This is a genomic window from Actinospineispora spinosispora DSM 44797 (genome assembly GCF_000429025.1).
Lineage (GTDB): Bacteria > Actinomycetota > Actinomycetes > Mycobacteriales > Pseudonocardiaceae > Pseudonocardia > Pseudonocardia spinosispora.
Window position 1 is genome coordinate 363,585 of record NZ_KE386833.1, and the last position, 16,687, is coordinate 380,271.

The 16,687-nt window shown below is 69.2% G+C and carries 16 protein-coding genes; 11 read left to right on the plus strand and 5 right to left on the minus strand.

The features are described 5' to 3' along the window. Window positions 1-45 precede the first annotated feature (45 nt). Entirely contained in the window at window positions 46-453 is a 408-nt protein-coding gene (locus tag G406_RS0125360; RefSeq protein ID WP_028935923.1) for a VOC family protein, read from the plus strand. Here G406_RS0125360 and G406_RS54535 read toward each other — a convergent pair whose 3' ends face one another. Then, window positions 454-1,308, minus strand: coding sequence for a serine hydrolase (locus tag G406_RS54535; RefSeq protein ID WP_051342672.1), 855 nt, complete (start codon window positions 1,306-1,308; stop codon window positions 454-456). A gap of 87 nt (window positions 1,309-1,395) precedes the next feature. On the opposite strand from G406_RS54535, the gene G406_RS49810 reads away from it, so the two are divergent. Together G406_RS49810 and G406_RS0125375 are read left to right on the plus strand one after the other, a co-directional pair. Next, on the plus strand, window positions 1,396-2,016 hold the full coding sequence (locus G406_RS49810) for an HD domain-containing protein (protein WP_051342673.1): 621 nt from the start codon (window positions 1,396-1,398) through the stop codon (window positions 2,014-2,016). 33 nt (window positions 2,017-2,049) lie between these two features. Continuing rightward, entirely contained in the window at window positions 2,050-2,772 is a 723-nt protein-coding gene (locus tag G406_RS0125375) for a polysaccharide deacetylase family protein (protein WP_028935924.1), read from the plus strand. A gap of 124 nt (window positions 2,773-2,896) precedes the next feature. Here G406_RS0125375 and G406_RS0125380 read toward each other — a convergent pair whose 3' ends face one another. Next, window positions 2,897-3,727 (minus strand): class I SAM-dependent methyltransferase, encoded by an 831-nt coding sequence (locus tag G406_RS0125380; RefSeq protein ID WP_028935925.1) that lies wholly within the window; start codon window positions 3,725-3,727, stop codon window positions 2,897-2,899. Window positions 3,728-3,952: 225 nt separating this feature from the next. Between G406_RS0125380 and rpsA the strand changes: the two genes are divergently transcribed. The 5 genes from rpsA (at window position 3,953) to G406_RS0125405 (ending at window position 9,773) form a co-directional block, all read left to right on the plus strand. Continuing rightward, complete coding sequence (gene rpsA / locus G406_RS0125385; RefSeq protein WP_028935926.1) at window positions 3,953-5,434, plus strand: 30S ribosomal protein S1; 1,482 nt, start codon at window positions 3,953-3,955, stop codon at window positions 5,432-5,434. Between the two features lie 172 nt (window positions 5,435-5,606). After that, a complete protein-coding gene (locus tag G406_RS0125390; protein ID WP_156935156.1) occupies window positions 5,607-6,260 on the plus strand; it encodes a hypothetical protein in 654 nt (217 codons plus the stop codon). Between the two features lie 9 nt (window positions 6,261-6,269). Next, entirely contained in the window at window positions 6,270-7,481 is a 1,212-nt protein-coding gene (gene coaE / locus G406_RS0125395) for a dephospho-CoA kinase (protein ID WP_028935928.1), read from the plus strand. 196 nt (window positions 7,482-7,677) lie between these two features. Further along, window positions 7,678-8,247, plus strand: coding sequence for a sigma factor-like helix-turn-helix DNA-binding protein (locus G406_RS49815; RefSeq protein ID WP_169736783.1), 570 nt, complete (start codon window positions 7,678-7,680; stop codon window positions 8,245-8,247). Further along, window positions 8,244-9,773 (plus strand): hypothetical protein, encoded by a 1,530-nt coding sequence (locus tag G406_RS0125405; RefSeq protein ID WP_156935157.1) that lies wholly within the window; start codon window positions 8,244-8,246, stop codon window positions 9,771-9,773. Before G406_RS49815 ends, G406_RS0125405 begins: the two co-directional genes overlap by 4 nt. A 168-nt stretch (window positions 9,774-9,941) precedes the next feature. Here G406_RS0125405 and G406_RS0125410 read toward each other — a convergent pair whose 3' ends face one another. Continuing rightward, window positions 9,942-10,448 (minus strand): ribonuclease FAU-1 family protein, encoded by a 507-nt coding sequence (locus tag G406_RS0125410; protein WP_037078393.1) that lies wholly within the window; start codon window positions 10,446-10,448, stop codon window positions 9,942-9,944. Between the two features lie 294 nt (window positions 10,449-10,742). Between G406_RS0125410 and uvrB the strand changes: the two genes are divergently transcribed. The 3 genes from uvrB to G406_RS0125425 all read left to right on the plus strand — a co-directional run bounded on the left by uvrB (window position 10,743) and on the right by G406_RS0125425 (window position 15,670). Next, window positions 10,743-12,890, plus strand: coding sequence for an excinuclease ABC subunit UvrB (gene uvrB / locus G406_RS0125415; protein WP_028935931.1), 2,148 nt, complete (start codon window positions 10,743-10,745; stop codon window positions 12,888-12,890). A gap of 578 nt (window positions 12,891-13,468) precedes the next feature. Then, a complete protein-coding gene (locus G406_RS49820) occupies window positions 13,469-14,674 on the plus strand; it encodes a glycosyltransferase 87 family protein (protein WP_051342676.1) in 1,206 nt (401 codons plus the stop codon). A gap of 156 nt (window positions 14,675-14,830) precedes the next feature. Next, entirely contained in the window at window positions 14,831-15,670 is an 840-nt protein-coding gene (locus G406_RS0125425) for a hypothetical protein (RefSeq protein ID WP_156935159.1), read from the plus strand. Here G406_RS0125425 and mug read toward each other — a convergent pair. Both mug and G406_RS57900 read right to left on the minus strand, forming a co-directional pair. Beyond that, on the minus strand, window positions 15,667-16,188 hold the full coding sequence (mug, locus tag G406_RS0125430) for a G/U mismatch-specific DNA glycosylase (protein WP_028935933.1): 522 nt from the start codon (window positions 16,186-16,188) through the stop codon (window positions 15,667-15,669). The two genes, G406_RS0125425 and mug, sit on opposite strands and share 4 nt — an antisense overlap. Beyond that, window positions 16,185-16,598, minus strand: coding sequence for a hypothetical protein (locus G406_RS57900; protein ID WP_169736769.1), 414 nt, complete (start codon window positions 16,596-16,598; stop codon window positions 16,185-16,187). Before G406_RS57900 ends, mug begins: the two co-directional genes overlap by 4 nt. Between the last annotated feature and the right edge of the window lie 89 nt (window positions 16,599-16,687).

Here is a 16,687-nt window from a genome sequence, read left to right on the forward strand (position 1 = left end):
ATCGGGGAGAAGTCTCATCGGACCTCGCTGGCTAGCGTGACGCACATGATTACCGCGATGTCGCATGGCTGCATCTACGTGCTCGACCAGGACTCGGCGAAGGCCTTCTACACGGAGAAGCTGGGTTTCACCCTCACCGGCGACTTCGACATGGGCGAGGGCATCCGCTGGTTGACGGTCAGCCCACCAGAACAGCCGGGGTTGGAGCTGGTCCTCGCCGACTGCCGGATGGGGCACGACGCGGAGACCGCCGAGCAGCTCCGAGCACTGGTGGCGAAGGGGGCGATCGGGCCCGGGGTTCTCGCCACCGAGGACTGTCACAAGACGTACCGGGAGCTGGTGGACCGGGGTGTCGAGTTCATGCAGGAGCCAGCCGAGAGGTTCTACGGCATCGAGGCGTTGTTCCGTGACGACTCGGGCAACTGGTTCAGCCTGAGCCAACGCCAGAGCTGATCACGCGGCGACGCCGAGAGCCGAGGTGAGGAGCTGGGTCGCCGTCGTGACCCGTGCCTGGCCCGCCGCATAGCCGAGTGAGACGGGCTGCTTGGTCAGCACCGCGATGAGGTAGCGGTGGTTGGCGCCGACCATGCCGGTGCTGTGCAGATGCAGGTTCGCGCCGTCCCGCATCCAGCCCTGCTTGGCAGCCACGCCTGGCGCACGCGGCCGGTGCAGTAGCCCGAACGCCTGGCTCGTTCCGTCCGCGCCGGTGTCCGGGGCGGAGGCGAGCGCGGTGATCACGATGTCCCGGTTGTGTGCCGCGATCGAGGTGAGCAGGTACCGGTAGACGGCGACGACGTCACGCGGCGAGAGCCGGGTCGCGCCCCAGTCGCCGGGCCGGGCGGGCGGCCGGGTGTCCTTCAGCCCAGCGAGGCCGATCAGCTCGGTGATGGTGCTCGGTCCACCGAACGCGTTCCACAGTGCGCTCATCGCCGCGTCGTCGCTCACCGTCAGGGTCCGTTTGAGGCTCACGAGCTGGGCCGGGGTCAACTTCGCGGCGCCGGTCTCGGTGCGGTGCAGGATGTCGACGACGGTGAACAGCTTCACCACGGACGCGGAGAAGAACGGGGTAGCGCCCTCCCGGCCGAGCGTGAGCACACCGGTGGTGCGGTCGAGTACGGCGACGCCGAACTCGGCGGAGCCGGAGCTCATCGCATCGACGGCGGTCACGGCCGTCCGGACCGGGTCGCCGGCGGCGCGGCGGGCAGCGGACGCGGTACCCGACGAACCGAGCAGGGCGGTCACGACCAGTGCGGCGAACGAGGCGACCAGGCACCCGGCACGGCGTGATCGAGAGCGGAACGCGGTCACCTGATCCCCTCCCTCGTGCAATCGATCTTGCCAGTTCGGAAGGGTTGCCGCTTGGCGCAGCGCAGGTAGCGGGCCTAATCTGCCCGAGTGGCTGACCTCAGTGATGATCTGCTCACCCGGTGGAGTGAGGTAGCGCCCGGTTCCGTCGGCTGCGGGCGGGACCTTCTCGAACGGTGGGGCGAGCCGCACCGCCGCTATCACACGCCGACTCACCTGGCGGCCGTCCTGGACCGCGTCGCGCTGCTCGGCGACCACGCCGACGATCTGGCGGCGGTCCTGCTGGCGGCCTGGTTCCACGACGCCGTGTACGACCTGGACAGCGACGAGAACGAGGAGCGCAGTGCGCGGCTGGCGGAGCAGCTGCTGCCCGGGCTGGGGGTCGAGAACGAACGCACCGCCGAGGTCGCGCGCCTGGTGCGCCTCACCGCCGGGCACCTCCCCGCGATCGGCGACCGCAACGGCGAGGTGCTGTGCGACGCCGATCTCGCGGTGCTCGGTGGAACGCCCGCCGAGTACGAGGCCTACGCGGCGTCGGTCCGCGACGAGTACGGCTTCCTGCCCGACGAGACCTTCGCCGCGGGCCGCGCGGACGTCCTGCGACGGCTGCTCGGGCTGCCGACCCTGTTCCGCACGCCGCTCGGTCACGATCGCTGGGAGGAAGCCGCCCGCGAGAACCTCGAGGCCGAACTGGCGCGGCTGGGCGGCTGACACCCCGTTCCCGACGCACGCGACACTGGGGCCGTGCGTAGGTGGATCACCGCGGTCGGGGTCGTCCTCCTGGTGGCGGTCGCCGTCTCCAGCGGCCTGTGGTGGGTGACGAACGCCCGCGGCTTCCAGCTGTTCGGGGACCTCGTCGACCGCGTGGACACCGCTGACAAGGTCGTGGCGCTCACGTTCGACGACGGGCCTGCTCCGGCGGGCACCCAACCGCTACTGGACGTAGTGGCGAGCAGACGGGTCCCCGCCACCTTCTACCTGATCGGCAGTGATCTGCGGCGGAATCCGGAGCTGGGTGCGCGGATCGCCGCCGCCGGTCACGAGATCGGCAACCACACCTACTCACACCGGCGGATGGTCTTCGTCAGCGGCGACGTCGTCGCGTCCGAGATCGAGCGGACCGACGAGCTGATCCGCCGGACCGGATATCGAGGCGACATCACCTTCCGGCCGCCGAACGGCAAGAAGTTCTACGCACTGCCGCACTACCTCGGCGCACACCATCGGCTGACCGTCACCTGGGACGTCGAACCGAACTCGGATCCGGAGACGGACGCGCACGCGTCCGCGATCGTCGAGTGGGCCGCGACCCGGGTCCGCCCGGGGTCGATCATCCTGCTGCACGGGATGTATCCGAGCCGGGAACAGACCCGTCTCGCGGTAGGCCCGCTGATCGACCGGCTGCACGCGGACGGCTACCGCTTCGTCACGGTCTCCGACCTGCTCGGCCACCGAGCCGCGGGCTAGGCGTCAGCCGGCTTGAGGCGCGACTTCGCAGAGCCTCGTGTCGTGTCGCAGACACTGCGGTGTCTGCGACACGACACGACGGTCTGCGAGGCGAGACGAACGGTGTCGGCCACCGAGCCGCGGGTCAGCTCGGTTTGCGGCAGCAGAAGATCGCGGTGCCGGGGAACAGGTCGCCGCGCAGCGGTGACCACTGGCCCCAGGTCGCGGTGAGGTCCTCGGGCCACTCCGGCTCCACGACGTCGACCAGCTCCAGGCCGGCGCCGACGATGTCGCGGATGCGGTCGCCCATCGTGCGGTGGTGCTCGACGTACCCGGGCACGCCGTCGGCGTCGACCTCGACATAGGGGGAGCGGTCGAAGTAGGACTGGGCGACCTTCAGGCCGTCGGGCCCGGGGTCGTCGGAGAACATCCAGCGCATCGGATGGTTCACCGAGAACACCCAGCGGCCGCCGGGACGCAGGACCCTGGCGATCTCGCTCATGACCCGGGCCGGCTCGGCGACGAACGGGACGGCGCCGAACGCCGAGCACGCGAGATCGAAGGAGGCGTCGGAGAAAGGCAGCCATTCGGCGCCGGCCTGGACCAGCGGCACCGTGATCCCGGTGCGTACGGACGCCAGCGCGGCCTGACGCAACATCCCGCCGGACAGATCGAGCGCCACCGGCAGTGCACCCCGGCGCTTCAGCCACCGGGAGCATGCCGCCGCGCCGCAGCCGACCTCGAGCACCCGTGCGCCGACGAGGGTGCTGGGGTCGCCGAGCAGCCGGGCGTCGGCCTCGCGCAGCCGTTCCGGGCACCAGACGAAGTCGTCGTCACCGAGGAACTCGCCGTGTTCGGCCTGGTAGTCGTCGGCGTCCGCGTCCCACCAGCGCCGGCTGGCCGACGCCGATTCCTGGGGTCCGACCGCGACTCGCGCCACCCCGGAGAGACCGAGCCGTTGTTCCGTGGAGCTCACCGCTGAATCTTGACCGGTCCACGTGCCGGAATAACGGTGGGGCGCCGTTGCCGCCTCGAACAGGTGATGCGTAATATGGACAGTGCATGGGTTTACCTGTTGCCCGGAATACGTCGTCACTGTTCCGCGTTGGATCATGACGGACGAACGGTGCCAGGCTCGCCTCGTGCAACCACGTCCACCTGTCCGTCTCATCCCTATCCATTAACCGGAGCAACCCACCGCATGTCCATCGACACCACCACCGTCTCGACGACCCCGCAGGTCGCAGTCAACGACATCGGGACGGAGGAGGACTTCCTCGCCGCCATCGATCAGACGATCAAGTACTTCAACGACGGCGATATCGTTGAAGGCACCATTGTCAAGGTCGACCGTGACGAGGTTCTTCTCGATATCGGCTACAAGACCGAGGGGGTCATCCCCTCCCGCGAGCTCTCCATCAAACACGACGTCGATCCGGCCGAAGTGGTCAAGGTCGGCGAGTTCGTGGAGGCCCTCGTTCTCCAGAAGGAGGACAAGGAGGGCCGGCTGATCCTGTCCAAGAAGCGCGCTCAGTACGAGCGGGCCTGGGGCACGATCGAAGCTCTCAAGGAGGCCGACGAGCCGGTCGAGGGCACGGTCATCGAGGTCGTCAAGGGTGGTCTCATCCTGGACATCGGGCTCCGTGGCTTCCTCCCCGCCTCGCTGGTGGAGATGCGTCGTGTCCGCGACCTGCAGCCGTACGTCGGCCGCAAGATCGAGGCCAAGATCATCGAGCTGGACAAGAACCGCAACAACGTGGTTCTGTCCCGCCGCGCCTGGCTGGAGCAGACCCAGTCCGAGGTGCGCAGCGAGTTCCTCAACCAGCTCGCCAAGGGCCAGGTCCGCAAGGGCCAGGTCTCGTCGGTGGTCAACTTCGGTGCGTTCGTGGACCTGGGCGGGGTCGACGGCCTCGTGCACGTCTCCGAGCTGTCCTGGAAGCACATCGACCACCCGAGCGAGGTCGTCGAGGTCGGCCAGGAGGTCACCGTCGAGGTTCTCGACGTCGACCTGGACCGCGAGCGTGTCTCGCTGTCGCTCAAGGCCACCCAGGAAGACCCGTGGCGCCTGTACGCCCGGACCCACGCGATCGGCCAGATCGTGCCGGGCAAGGTCACCAAGCTCGTTCCGTTCGGCGCGTTCGTCCGCGTCGAGGAGGGCATCGAGGGCCTGGTGCACATCTCCGAGCTGGCCGAGCGCCACGTGGAGATTCCGGAGCAGGTCGTGCAGGTCGGCGACGACTGCATGGTCAAGGTCATCGACATCGACCTCGACCGGCGTCGCATCTCGCTGTCGCTCAAGCAGGCCAACGAGGGCATGACGGTCGAGACCGAGTTCGACCCGACGCGCTACGGCATGGCTGCCGAGTACGACAACGAGGGCAACTACATCTACCCCGAGGGCTTCGACGTCGAGAGCGGCGACTGGCAGGAGGGCTTCGAGGCTCAGCGCGAGGAGTGGGAGCGCCAGTACGCGGAGGCGCACGTCCGCTACGAGCAGCACATCGCGCAGCTCAAGAAGGCCGCCGAGGCCGAGGCAGAGGCTGCAACCGAGGAAGGCGTCGCCGCGGCGTCGAACTACTCCTCGGACAGCGCCGCCCCGTCGTCGGAGGCCAGCACCGGTGGCACCCTGGCCAGCGACGAGCAGCTCGCCGCGCTGCGCGAGAAGCTGTCGGGTGGCGCCTGAGAACTGAGGAGCGTGTGCCCGTGACGTCTCTCGGGCCGCCCGCTTAATCAGTTCCGGTACATCTCGAACACGAGCCGGGTACTCCCAACCTGTTGGGGGTACCCGGTTTCGTGTTCCCAGACCCGTTCCGGCTGCCCGCGGGCACGCTCGGTATCCAGCTAAGGTGATAACGGTGCGTGCTCACTTATCACTCCTCGTGTTCGCGGTGACAGCCGTGCTGGGTGCGGGTGTACTGGCGGGTTGCGCCGGCTCGTCCCGGGAGCAGACCGAGCAGCCGATCCCCACTTTCTCGTCGTCCGCGCAACCGGGTCTGGCAGGTCAGGCACATCCTCGGGAGACCTTGCTGCCCGTCGACTGCGCCGACATGCTGCCCGGCGCGAACATGTCCGCGCTGCTCGGTCAGCCGGTGGACAGCGTCGACCTGCACACCGTCCTCGGAGTCGGCTCGCCCTCCGTCGGCCGCTTGGAACGCGTCGCCTGTCAGTACCGCAGGGCGGGCGCGAAGAAGGGGACGCCGCCGGTACTGGAGATCAACGCGGCCGCCTACACGACGCCGGCCGCCGCAGACACCCAGATGACCACCAACTCCTCGGCCGAGCGCGCCGATGCGCAGAAGGTCGAGAACATCTCGATCGGCAGTGCCAGAGCGGCACTGTTCACCGAACGAGGCAAGACCGTCATGCTCGTGGCCAGCGGCCGGTCGACGATCACCATGACGATGCTCGACGGAGTCATCGCGCCGGACCAGACCCGCCCGGTCATGGTGGACCTGGTGCAGCGTGTCCTGCCGACCCTCATCCCCGAGCCGCAGGGAAAGGCGCGATAGCGTCACCGCATGCTGCGAATTGGGCTGACCGGTGGGATCGGTGCCGGTAAGTCGACGGTCGCCCGCCGGCTGGTGGAGCTGGGCGCGACACTGGTCGACGCGGACGTCGTCGCCCGAGAGGTCGTCGAGCCGGGCAGCGAGGGACTGGCGCAGGTCGTCGCCGAGTTCGGGTCGGAGGTGCTCGATGCGGACGGCGCGCTTGACCGGCCGGCGCTGGGGTCCATCGTGTTCGGTGATCCCGCCGCGCTCACACGGCTGAACGGCATCCTGCACCCGTTGATCGGGCGCCGCACCATGGAGCTGGTGGAGCGTGCGCCGGAGGACGGTGTGCTGGTCCAGGACATCCCGCTTCTCGTCGAAGGCACCATGGCGCCGTTGTTCGCCCTGGTCATCGTGGTGAACGCGGCGGAGGACGAGCGGGTGCGCCGGCTGGTCGGCGACCGGGGGATGAGCGAGTCCGAAGCTCGGGCGCGCATCGGTGCGCAGGCGACGGACGACGCGCGACGTGCGGCGGCCGACGTGTGGCTGGACAACTCGGGTAGCCCGGACCAGGCGCGGGACGAGGTCGACCGGCTGTGGCGCGACCGGTTGCTGCCGTTCGAGGAGAACGTCCGCCTGGGGCGCCCCGGGTCATCGCGTCCACCTCGACTGGTCGAACCGGACGCGTCCTGGCCGGTGCAGTACGAGCGCCTGGCCGCCCGCATCGGTCACGCGGTGGGGGATGCCGCGCTCCGGGTGGACCACATCGGCTCCACCGCGATCCCCGGCCTGCCGGCCAAGGACGTGCTGGACATCCAGCTCACGGTCAAGGAGCTCTCGGCGGTCGATGTGGCGCTGCCGGCTCTGCGCGGCGTCGGCTTCATCGACCGGCCCGGCGTCGACCGGGACAACCCGAAACCCGCCGACCCGGATCCTGAGCACTGGCGGAAGCGGTTCCTCACCTCGGCCGATCCCGCGCGACCGGTGAATCTGCACGTTCGCGCCGAGGGTTCCCCCGGCGCCCGTTACGCGCTGTTGTTCCGCGACTGGCTGCGCGCCGACCGCCGGGCGCGCGACGAGTACCTGACGGTCAAGCGGCGCGCGGCGGAGCGTCATGCCGGCGATTCGGACGCATCTCGCTACGTCGAGGAGAAGGAACCGTGGTTCGACGAGGCGCTGCCGAAGGCCGAACAGTGGGCACAGAACGAGGCCTGGCGCAACCCGACAGATGGCTTATTGTGACGTGATCCTCTCCGCTCAAAAGGTGTAACACTCTCGCGCCGGTACTCGACAGACCAGTCACAAGGCGGACGTCGCAAGGCGGCCGATCCACGTGGAGAAGGGGCGGCCACGCCCCCCGAGTCGCCCTTCTCTCCGTTCTACTGCTCAGTCGGGGGTCTTTCCCGGAGACGGTGGGGGGAGTGACATGGACCAGTGGATGGCTGCCCAGCCAGAGTCTGCGACCGAGTACTTGGGCGCCGCTGTCGCGACCGCGCCGGAACCGAACCTGCGTGCCGAATTCGGTGCGAACCTCGAGGCCAACTATCCGCGCCTGGTCGCTCAGCTGTGCATGATCACGCTGAGCCCTGGTGAAGCGCAGGACCTGGTCCAAGAAGCGTTCGCGCGTGCCTGGCAGCGCTGGGGTGACATTCGTGAGCTGCCCGACCCGACGCACTGGGTCCGCCAGATGGCGGTGCGGGGCAGCAACAGCCGCTGGCGCCGACTGCTGAGCAAGCTCGGCCGAGGTAAGCACACCGGTGAGGTGCCGTCCGACGACCCGCAGCACGCGGCCGTGCTGGACGCCCTGCGACAGATTCCGCCGTACCGGCGCCGCGCACTGGTACTCGGCGACGTCGCGCAGCTCTCCCTCGAGGAGATCGCCGACATCGAGGGCATCGCCCCCGGTGTGGCCGAGGCACGACTGACCCACGCACGACGTGAGCTGAACGAATTTATGGCGATGCAGGGCCCCGTACCCGCTTCGCCCTCGCACTGGGAGGACATGTGACTGCCCCTTCGGGTCTCGGCGCTGCCGCACTCCGGCGGCTGGATGAGGATCTGACCCGATCCGTCATGTTGCCCCCGGTCGACGCGGTCATCCGGCGCGCCGACACGATGAACCGCACCACGACCGCCGCGACCGCGGCGGTGCTCACCGTGGGTGCTCTCGGCGCCGTGACCGTCATCGCGCAGTCCGTGGTGTCCGGCGCGGTTCCGCTGCCCGCGCCCGTCGCGCTCGCTCCCGTTCCGGCCGCCGCGCAGCTTCCCGCCGCGGGCCAGCCACCCGCCGTCGCCGAGGTGCTCAACCCCGGTGAGCAGCTCGTCCGGCTCAAGCCGGGCGTCGCCGCACCGGCAGGCTCGCACAGCATCGAGAACGTCGGCGTGGTGCTCGCGCCGGGTACCCACCTCACCGAGGGTGAAGCGGACCCGGTCGACGTCCAGCGCGACGACGACGATGACGACGATGACAACGGGCGCGACTGGGACGACGACCACGGTCGTGACCACGACTGGAACGACGGGCGCGACCACGACGGCCACCACGACAACGACGGTCACAACCACGATGGCGGCTGGGACCACGACGGCGACCACAACGGTCACGACGGTGACCACAACGGCGGTCACAACGGGGATCACGACGGCGACCACAACGGTGGGCACGACGGCGACTGGCCGGGCAACAACCACCCGGGTTGGCCAGGCGGCAACTGGCCGGGTAACCCCGGTCGTCCCGGTGACAACGACCCCGGCCACAACTGGCCTGGTCGTCCCGGTGACAACCACCCGGGTCGCCCGGGTGGCGGCACCGACGGATCGGCGGACCCGAAGCCTCCGGTGACGACCCTGCCGGCCCCGTCGAACCCGACGACCTCGGACACCCCGAAGCCGCTGCCGTTCCCGGTGCCGACCAAGGACACTCCGAAGCCGGACCCGACGACGTCCGAGGCGCCGAAGCCGAACCCGTTCCCGGTGCCGACGAAGGACACCCCGAAGCCGCTGCCGACCACGGCACCGACCCAGGAGAGGCCGGTTCCGTTCCCGATCCCGACCCGGGAGACGCCGAAGCCGGACCCGACGACGCAGGAGAAGCCGAAGCCGGTCCCGTCGTTCTCGGTGCCGACCAAGGAGACCACGCAGGAAGCGCCGAAGCCGGTGCGGACGCAGGCTCCCGAGCCGAAGCCCGCCGTCAGCAAGCCGGCGCCGGAGCGGGAAGAGCCGAAGCCGGTCGCCACCCGTGAGTCGAAACCGACCGTGAGCCACGAGTCGAACAGCGGCTCCCGCGGCGGTAGCTCGGAGGGTTCCGCGTCCCGCGGCGGCAGCGGTGGCGGCTCGGACAGCGGTGCGTCCCGAGGCAGCTCGGGCGGCTCGGACAGCGGCAGCTCGCGCGGCGGCGGTTCGAGCGGCAGTGGTTCTTCGGGTGGCGGCAGCTCACGCGGCGGCGGCAGCAGCGAAGGCGCGGCTACCGGCGGCGGCTCCGGCGGAGCCGAGGCCGGCGCCTACCCCCGTGGCGGTTCTCGCGGCGGCGAGTGACCGACCAGCACGACATGACGCCGTGGGCGGCCGGACACAGTCCGGCCGCCCACGGCGTTTCTGTACCGAGGTCCTCTCGGCGAGGGACCTTGCACACCGTGATGTCGCGTCGCACATGTCCGGACGTGTGCGAGGCAGCACGAAGGTGTGCGAAGTCCCGGTGCGGGGTCAGTGGCGCTTCCAGGTGAGTTTCATTCCCAGGTCGGTGAGCCAGGCGTTGAGGTCGTGGCGGTGTGTCGCCAGGCCGTCCAACGCCCGGTAGCTGCTGGTCAGGGCTCGTTGCGCGGCTGCATGGTCCAACAGTCCCTGACCGACCGCCTCGACGTACTCGTCGAGGTCGATGACCTCGCTGCGCCGGCCCGTGTGCACGATGACGTCCAGGTAGTGGTCGACGGTGTGCCAGACGTCACCGTCGCGCTCGATGTCCACGATGTCGATATAGAAGTCCTGGTCGCGTTCCTGACCGGGGTGCCACCACCAGTCGGTCACCCGGATGCCCAGCTCGGGCAGTAGCCACGACTCCAACGCCGATACCCGGGGATGGTTCTCCATCGGCCGGGCGACGTAGAGGCCGAAGGGCTCCGTGCGGTACTCGTCGACCGGGCGGACGAAACCCTTGGGGTCGGTGTTGGTGCGAGCGGGGACGTCGAAAGTCTCGACCTTCGGCGGGTGCATCCGCCGAATCCTGTCAGTGTTCGATCCGCACCGCACCGTGATCATTCCGTCAACGGATCTCCGAGTGGGTTTCCGCAGGTCCAGGTACTCTAGGAGCGCGCTGATCAACTCGGGCCTACCGCGTGGCGCCCAGGCGGCGCCCTTGCTGCGTTGTCGGTGCGGGCCGATCCAACAGCGGGATCGGCCCACGCCTCCGCCTTCCGATGACGTCACCTGGCCGTCACGCGCCACGGCCGGAGTTGACCAGCACGCTCCTAGCGGAAACTGTCGGTGGGAGGGCTTACTCTCGACAACGTGGCATTCGCGACTGAATACCCTGTCCTCGCCCACTCCGACACCCGGCCGGTCGAGGCGATCCCTCGCGAGACCGGTCGCTTCGAGGTGGTCAGCGAGTTCGAGCCCGCCGGCGACCAGCCGGCGGCGATCGAGGAGCTGGAGCGCCGGATCAGGGCCCGCGAACAGGATGTCGTCCTGCTCGGTGCCACCGGTACCGGTAAGTCGGCGACCACGGCCTGGCTGATCGAGCGGCTGCAGCGTCCGGCGCTGGTGATGGCGCCGAACAAGACACTCGCGGCGCAGCTGGCCAACGAGCTGCGCGAGATGTTGCCGAACAACGCGGTCGAGTACTTCGTCTCGTACTACGACTACTACCAACCCGAGGCGTACATCGCGCAGACCGACACCTACATCGAGAAGGACTCGTCGATCAACGACGACGTCGAGCGGCTGCGGCACTCGGCGACGATGAACCTGCTGTCGCGCCGTGATGTGGTGGTCGTCGCGTCGGTGTCCTGCATCTACGGCCTCGGTACGCCGCAGTCGTACCTGGATCGGTCGGTGCAGCTGGAGGTCGGCACCCAGATCGACCGGGACGCATTGCTGCGCGCGCTGGTTGACGTGCAGTACACGCGCAACGACGTCGCGTTCAACCGGGGCACGTTCCGCGTTCGGGGCGACACGGTGGAGATCATCCCCGCGTACGAGGAGCTCGCGGTCCGGATCGAGTTCTTCGGCGACGAGATCGAGTCGCTGTACTACCTGCACCCGCTCACCGGTGACGTGGTCAAGCAGGTCGACACGGTGCGCATCTTCCCGGCGACGCACTACGTCGCGGGCCCGGAGCGCATGGAGCGGGCGATCCGCGACATCGAGGCCGAGCTGGAGGAGCGGCTGGCCGAGCTGGAGCGTCAGGGCAAGCTCCTGGAGGCGCAGCGGCTGCGGATGCGCACGCAGTACGACCTGGAGATGATGCGGCAGGTCGGGTTCTGCTCCGGGATCGAGAACTACTCGCGCCACATCGACGGGCGCGCCGCCGGCACCGCGCCGTCGACGCTGCTGGACTACTTCCCGGAGGACTTCCTCCTGGTGATCGACGAGTCGCACCAGACGGTTCCGCAGATCGGCGGCATGTACGAGGGCGACATGTCCCGCAAGCGCAACCTGGTCGAGTACGGGTTCCGCCTGCCGTCCGCGGTCGACAACCGGCCTCTGACCTGGGAGGAGTTCGCCGACCGGATCGGTCAGGTCGTGTACCTGTCCGCGACGCCAGGGCCGTACGAGATGCAGCGCACCGGTGGCGAGTTCGTCGAACAGGTCATCCGGCCCACCGGCCTGGTCGATCCGAAGGTCGTGATCAAGCCGACGAAGGGGCAGATCGACGACCTGGTGCACGAGATCCGGGAGCGCGCCGAGAAGGACGAGCGGGTGCTGGTCACCACACTCACGAAGAAGATGGCGGAAGACCTCACCGACTACCTGCTGGAGCTGGGCATCCGGGTGCGCTACCTGCACTCGGAGGTCGACACGTTGCGGCGGGTCGAGCTGTTGCGGCAGCTACGGCTGGGTGACTTCGACGTGCTGGTCGGCATCAACCTGCTGCGTGAGGGCCTCGACCTGCCCGAGGTGTCGCTCGTGGCGATCCTCGATGCGGACAAGGAGGGCTTCCTGCGGTCCGGCACGTCGCTGATCCAGACGATCGGCCGTGCGGCGCGCAACGTGTCCGGCGAGGTCCACATGTACGCGGACAAGATCACCGACTCGATGCAGTACGCGATCGACGAGACCGACCGTCGCCGGGCCAAACAGGTTGCTTACAACACGGAGAAGGGGCTCGACCCCCAGCCGCTGCGCAAGAAGATCGCCGACATCCTCGACCAGGTCTACCGGGAGAACGAGGAGGTCCCGGTCGGTGGGTCGGGCCGCAACGCCTCGCGTGGCAAGCGCGCGGCGGGCGAGCCCGGGCGTGCCAGCTCCGGCGTGATCGCCGGGCGCGACACGAAGAACCTGCCCCGCGCCGAGCTGGCCGACCTGATCCAGCAGCTGTCGGACCAGATGATGACCGCGGCGCGCGACCTTCAGTTCGAGCTGGCCGCCCGCCTGCGCGACGAGATCCACGACCTGAAGAAGGAGCTGCGGGGCATGGACGCGGCCGGCATCGGCTAGCCGGCCCGCCGACCGGACCGGGGCGGCTCGCACAGAGATTCTCTGCGCCGCACAGAGGCTGGTGTCGGTGCCACTCGCGTAGTTCGATCGTGGTGTTTGAGCTGTGGCTTTGTCGGTGGTTCTGTCTACGACGGTCTGAACCGGGGACGGTGTGGCAGATGGCGGTTGTTGCTGGCCGGGTGGCGGCGCGGTGCGTCGGAGTGCGCCCGGAGACTTCTCGGATCGATGCCCGTCAGTTCTTACGGGCCCCGTGTGTACTTTCTCTGCGAAGTCGGGTTCAGTGCGGGCCGTCGGCCGGGTTTTCATGATCAGCACGGTGTGGTGGCGGAGTTGCCGCCCGGATTCAGCCACCAGGCCGTGGTGGTCATGACTGAGGGCTTTCGGGCGCAGCCTTCGGAGCCAGCTGACAGCCGGCCGAGTGGTATCGGGCCAGGCCTCTGTGTGGTGTGTAGCCAGTCTGCGCGAGAGGGGGTCTCGCGGTGCGGGCTTGGGAAGTGGCGCCGCTGAGGCGCTGGTTACCCATCCGTTACGGTGTTGCTGTGATGGCGGTGGCAGCTCTGCGTGGGCGCGTGAGCGGAATGGGATCGTCGTTACGGGAGCATCCCCAGCGTCTCTACTTCGTGTCGGTGCCGCTGCTGATCGCCACGGTCGCGTTGCTGGTGGTGGAGCTCGGCGGGTACTTCCTCGATCTCGAGGTGTACCGGCTGGGCGTGCAGACCTGGTTGTCCGGGGGAGACCTCTACGGGGTGCTGCCACCGACCAGCGTGGGGCGGGTGTTGCCGTTCATCTACCCGCCGTTCGCGGCGTTGCTGATGGTGCCGCTGACCGTCACCGGGTGGGTGTTCGCCTGGGTGTCGCTGTTCGTGGTCTCGCTGGTGTCGCTCGCGGTCACCATGTACGTGGTGGTGCGGCGGTTGTGGCCGACAGGCGGCCACGCTGGTGCGCTGGCCGCGACGTCCGCGGTACTGCCGCTGTGCCTGGCGCTGGAACCGGTGCTGGAGACGTTCAAGTTCGGGCAGGTCAACCTCATCCTGATGGCCATGGTCACCGTCGACTGCCTGATGGTTCGGACCAGGTGGCCGCGCGGAGTGCTGGTCGGGCTGGCCGCCGCGATCAAGCTGACACCCGCCGCCTTCGTACTGTTCTTCCTGCTGCGCCGTGACTACCGCTCGGCTGTGGTCGCGGCGGTCAGCGGCGCCGTCGCCACCGGGGTGGGTGCGGTCATCGCGCCGGCCGCGTCGCAGCGCTACTGGGGCAACGGGCTGGCCGGCGCCAGCGGTGTCGGCGGCTCGCCGTTCTTCACCAACCAGACCTTCCAGGCGGTCCTGGCCCGCGCCGGGATCACCGGGGTCGAGTTCAAGCTGATCTGGATCGTGCTGTCCGTGCTCCTCCTGCTGCTGGCCGCTCCGGCGATCCGCCGCGCACCCCAGCCGTTGGCGCTCATGGCGACCGCGGGCGCGGCGTTGCTCGTGTCGCCGACCTCCTGGTCGCACCACTGGGTGTGGATCGCTCCGTCGCTGCTGATCGCCGGGGTGTCCGCGTGGCGCGCCCGCTCGGCCTTGTGGAGCGCGGTCACGGGCGTGCTCGCGGTCGTGTTCGTCGTGGCGACCCACCGGTTCCTCCCGCACGACAACGGCGCGGAGATGACCTGGTCGCTGGTCCAGCAGCTGTTCGGCGCCAGCTACGTGATCGTCACGTCGGCGGTCTTCGTCCTGCTGTGGTTGACCTACCGGGCTCCAGCGAGGGCAGCTACCGCTGAGGCCGGGCTGGTGCGCGCCGAGTAGCTCCCGCCACGGGAGCAGCGCTGGTCCTGACACCAAGGCCCAGGGTGGTCCGATCCTGAGCCTCAGCAGTGTCGCCTGCGCCGCGTTCCTGGCCGACGTCCGGTAACTGTCTGCTCCGACCCCAACCGTTCCGCCGCGGTGGGGGTCAGGGAAGGCATGACACAAAACTTCTCAGGCGGTGCGGGCGACCCGTTGGTGGCCCAGGGCTTCGGTAGCTGGACCCAGGCGGTCGCGCGGACCGTCGTCCGCAGCGCGTGGCCACTGTTGCGGCTGCATTTGCTGCTGGTCGCTGTGCTCCTAGTTCCGGCGGCGGTGTCCGCTGGGCTGTTGTTCGCGAGTGGCTTCAGCCTTAGCGACGGACACGTGCCGGACGGCGGCAAGGTGTACCTGGTCGTGGCGCTGGTTCTCGTCTTCGTGTCGTTGACGGCGTGGGCGGGTTTCGCCGCCGGCGCGTCGGTGGCCGTCGTCGTCCTCGACGCGGCCGGTGAACCTCAGAGCGTGCGCAAGGCGCTGCCGGTGGCCTGGCGTCGGTGCCTTCCGATGCTGCTGATGGGCTTGGCCGGGGGAATTCTCGCGGTGGTTGGGCTCATCTGCCTGGTCCTCCCGGGTATCTGGGTGATGGTTGTCCTCAACGCGGCGCTCAGCGGAGCGGTCGTCGTCGAAGGCCGGGGGATCGCCAGGAGTTTCGAGCTGGTCAGCCGCCGGTTCTGGGTGACGTTCGGGCGTCTGTTCTTCGGCTGGTTCGTCGGCCAGGCCCTGTATCTGGTCGTCAGCGTCGGCGCTCAGCTCGGCGCCTCGCAGGTGCACACCACGACAGGATCGTGGATGGCGACCGTGCTGTTCGGCATCGTGATCGCGCTGCCGACGATGGCGGCGATGTGGTTCGTCGGGCTCATCCTGCCGACGGCGACGAGCGTGGTCACCTATGCCGAGCTGCGCGGCCATCACGGCCCGGGGACGTCGACCGCGCTGCTCGCCGCCGAGATGACCCGCTAGGGGCCGGCCACGGCGTGGAGCCGCGCGAACTCCTCGGCCAGCGCGGGAAGCTGCCAGTGCGCGTTCAGGCCGCTCGGGTTCGGCAATGCCCAGACCCGGGCGTCGCCGAGGAGGCGGTCCTGCCGGCCGACGACGGCCTTCGGTTCGGCGAAGGCCGTCCGGTAGGCGGTGATGCCGACGACGGCCACCCACCTCGGGGCCAGCCGTCGCGCGAGCTCGGTCAGCCGGGCGCCGCCTGCGCGAAGCTCGTCGGTAGTCAGCTCCTGGGCGCGGGCGGTCGGCCGGGAGACCAGGTTCGTGATGCCCAGCCCGAGCGCCGGCAGCTCGGACTGCTGGTCCGGGCCCAAGAGGGTCGGGGTGAAGCCGGAGCCGTGCAGCGCGGGCCAGAACCTGTTGCCGGGCCGGGCGAAGTGCTGGCCCTTCCGGGCTGACAGCAGTCCGGGGTTGATGCCGCAGAACAGCACGCGCAGCGGGGGATCGGCCGGTCCCGGCAGGATGTCCGGCAGCGGGTCGGTCAGAGCAACCCCGCGAGAACGAACGCCGCCGCCACACCGGCGGCGAACACGAGCCAGCCCAGCCAGCCGGCGACGACGGGGGAGCGCCGCAGCTTCACGACGATCCGGCCGCCCACGATGCTCACCGCGAGTCCGGCGATCATGGCGGCCACCGGCAGCGCCACGACCATCGCGTGCACCTTCGGTACACAGATCCGCAGGCCGGGACTCGGGCAGGCGTTGACCGCCGCACCCAGCGGCCCCAGCGACCAGAAGCCGACGACCAGCCCGACGACGAACAGCGACATGGTGATCAGGCCCCACGCCGGATACCGCGCGGCGAGCGCCGCACGGCTCACCGAGGGCCGAGGGTTGCGGCTGAGCTCGTCCAGCACGTCGCCCTGCCGCACACCCTCACCACCTGCTTCAGCCACGTCGGCACACTAGCCTGCGGACCGGGCCACAACTCCTGGGCCCACGCACCACCTCGCAGAGCTTCACGTTGCATCGCACACACTGCAGC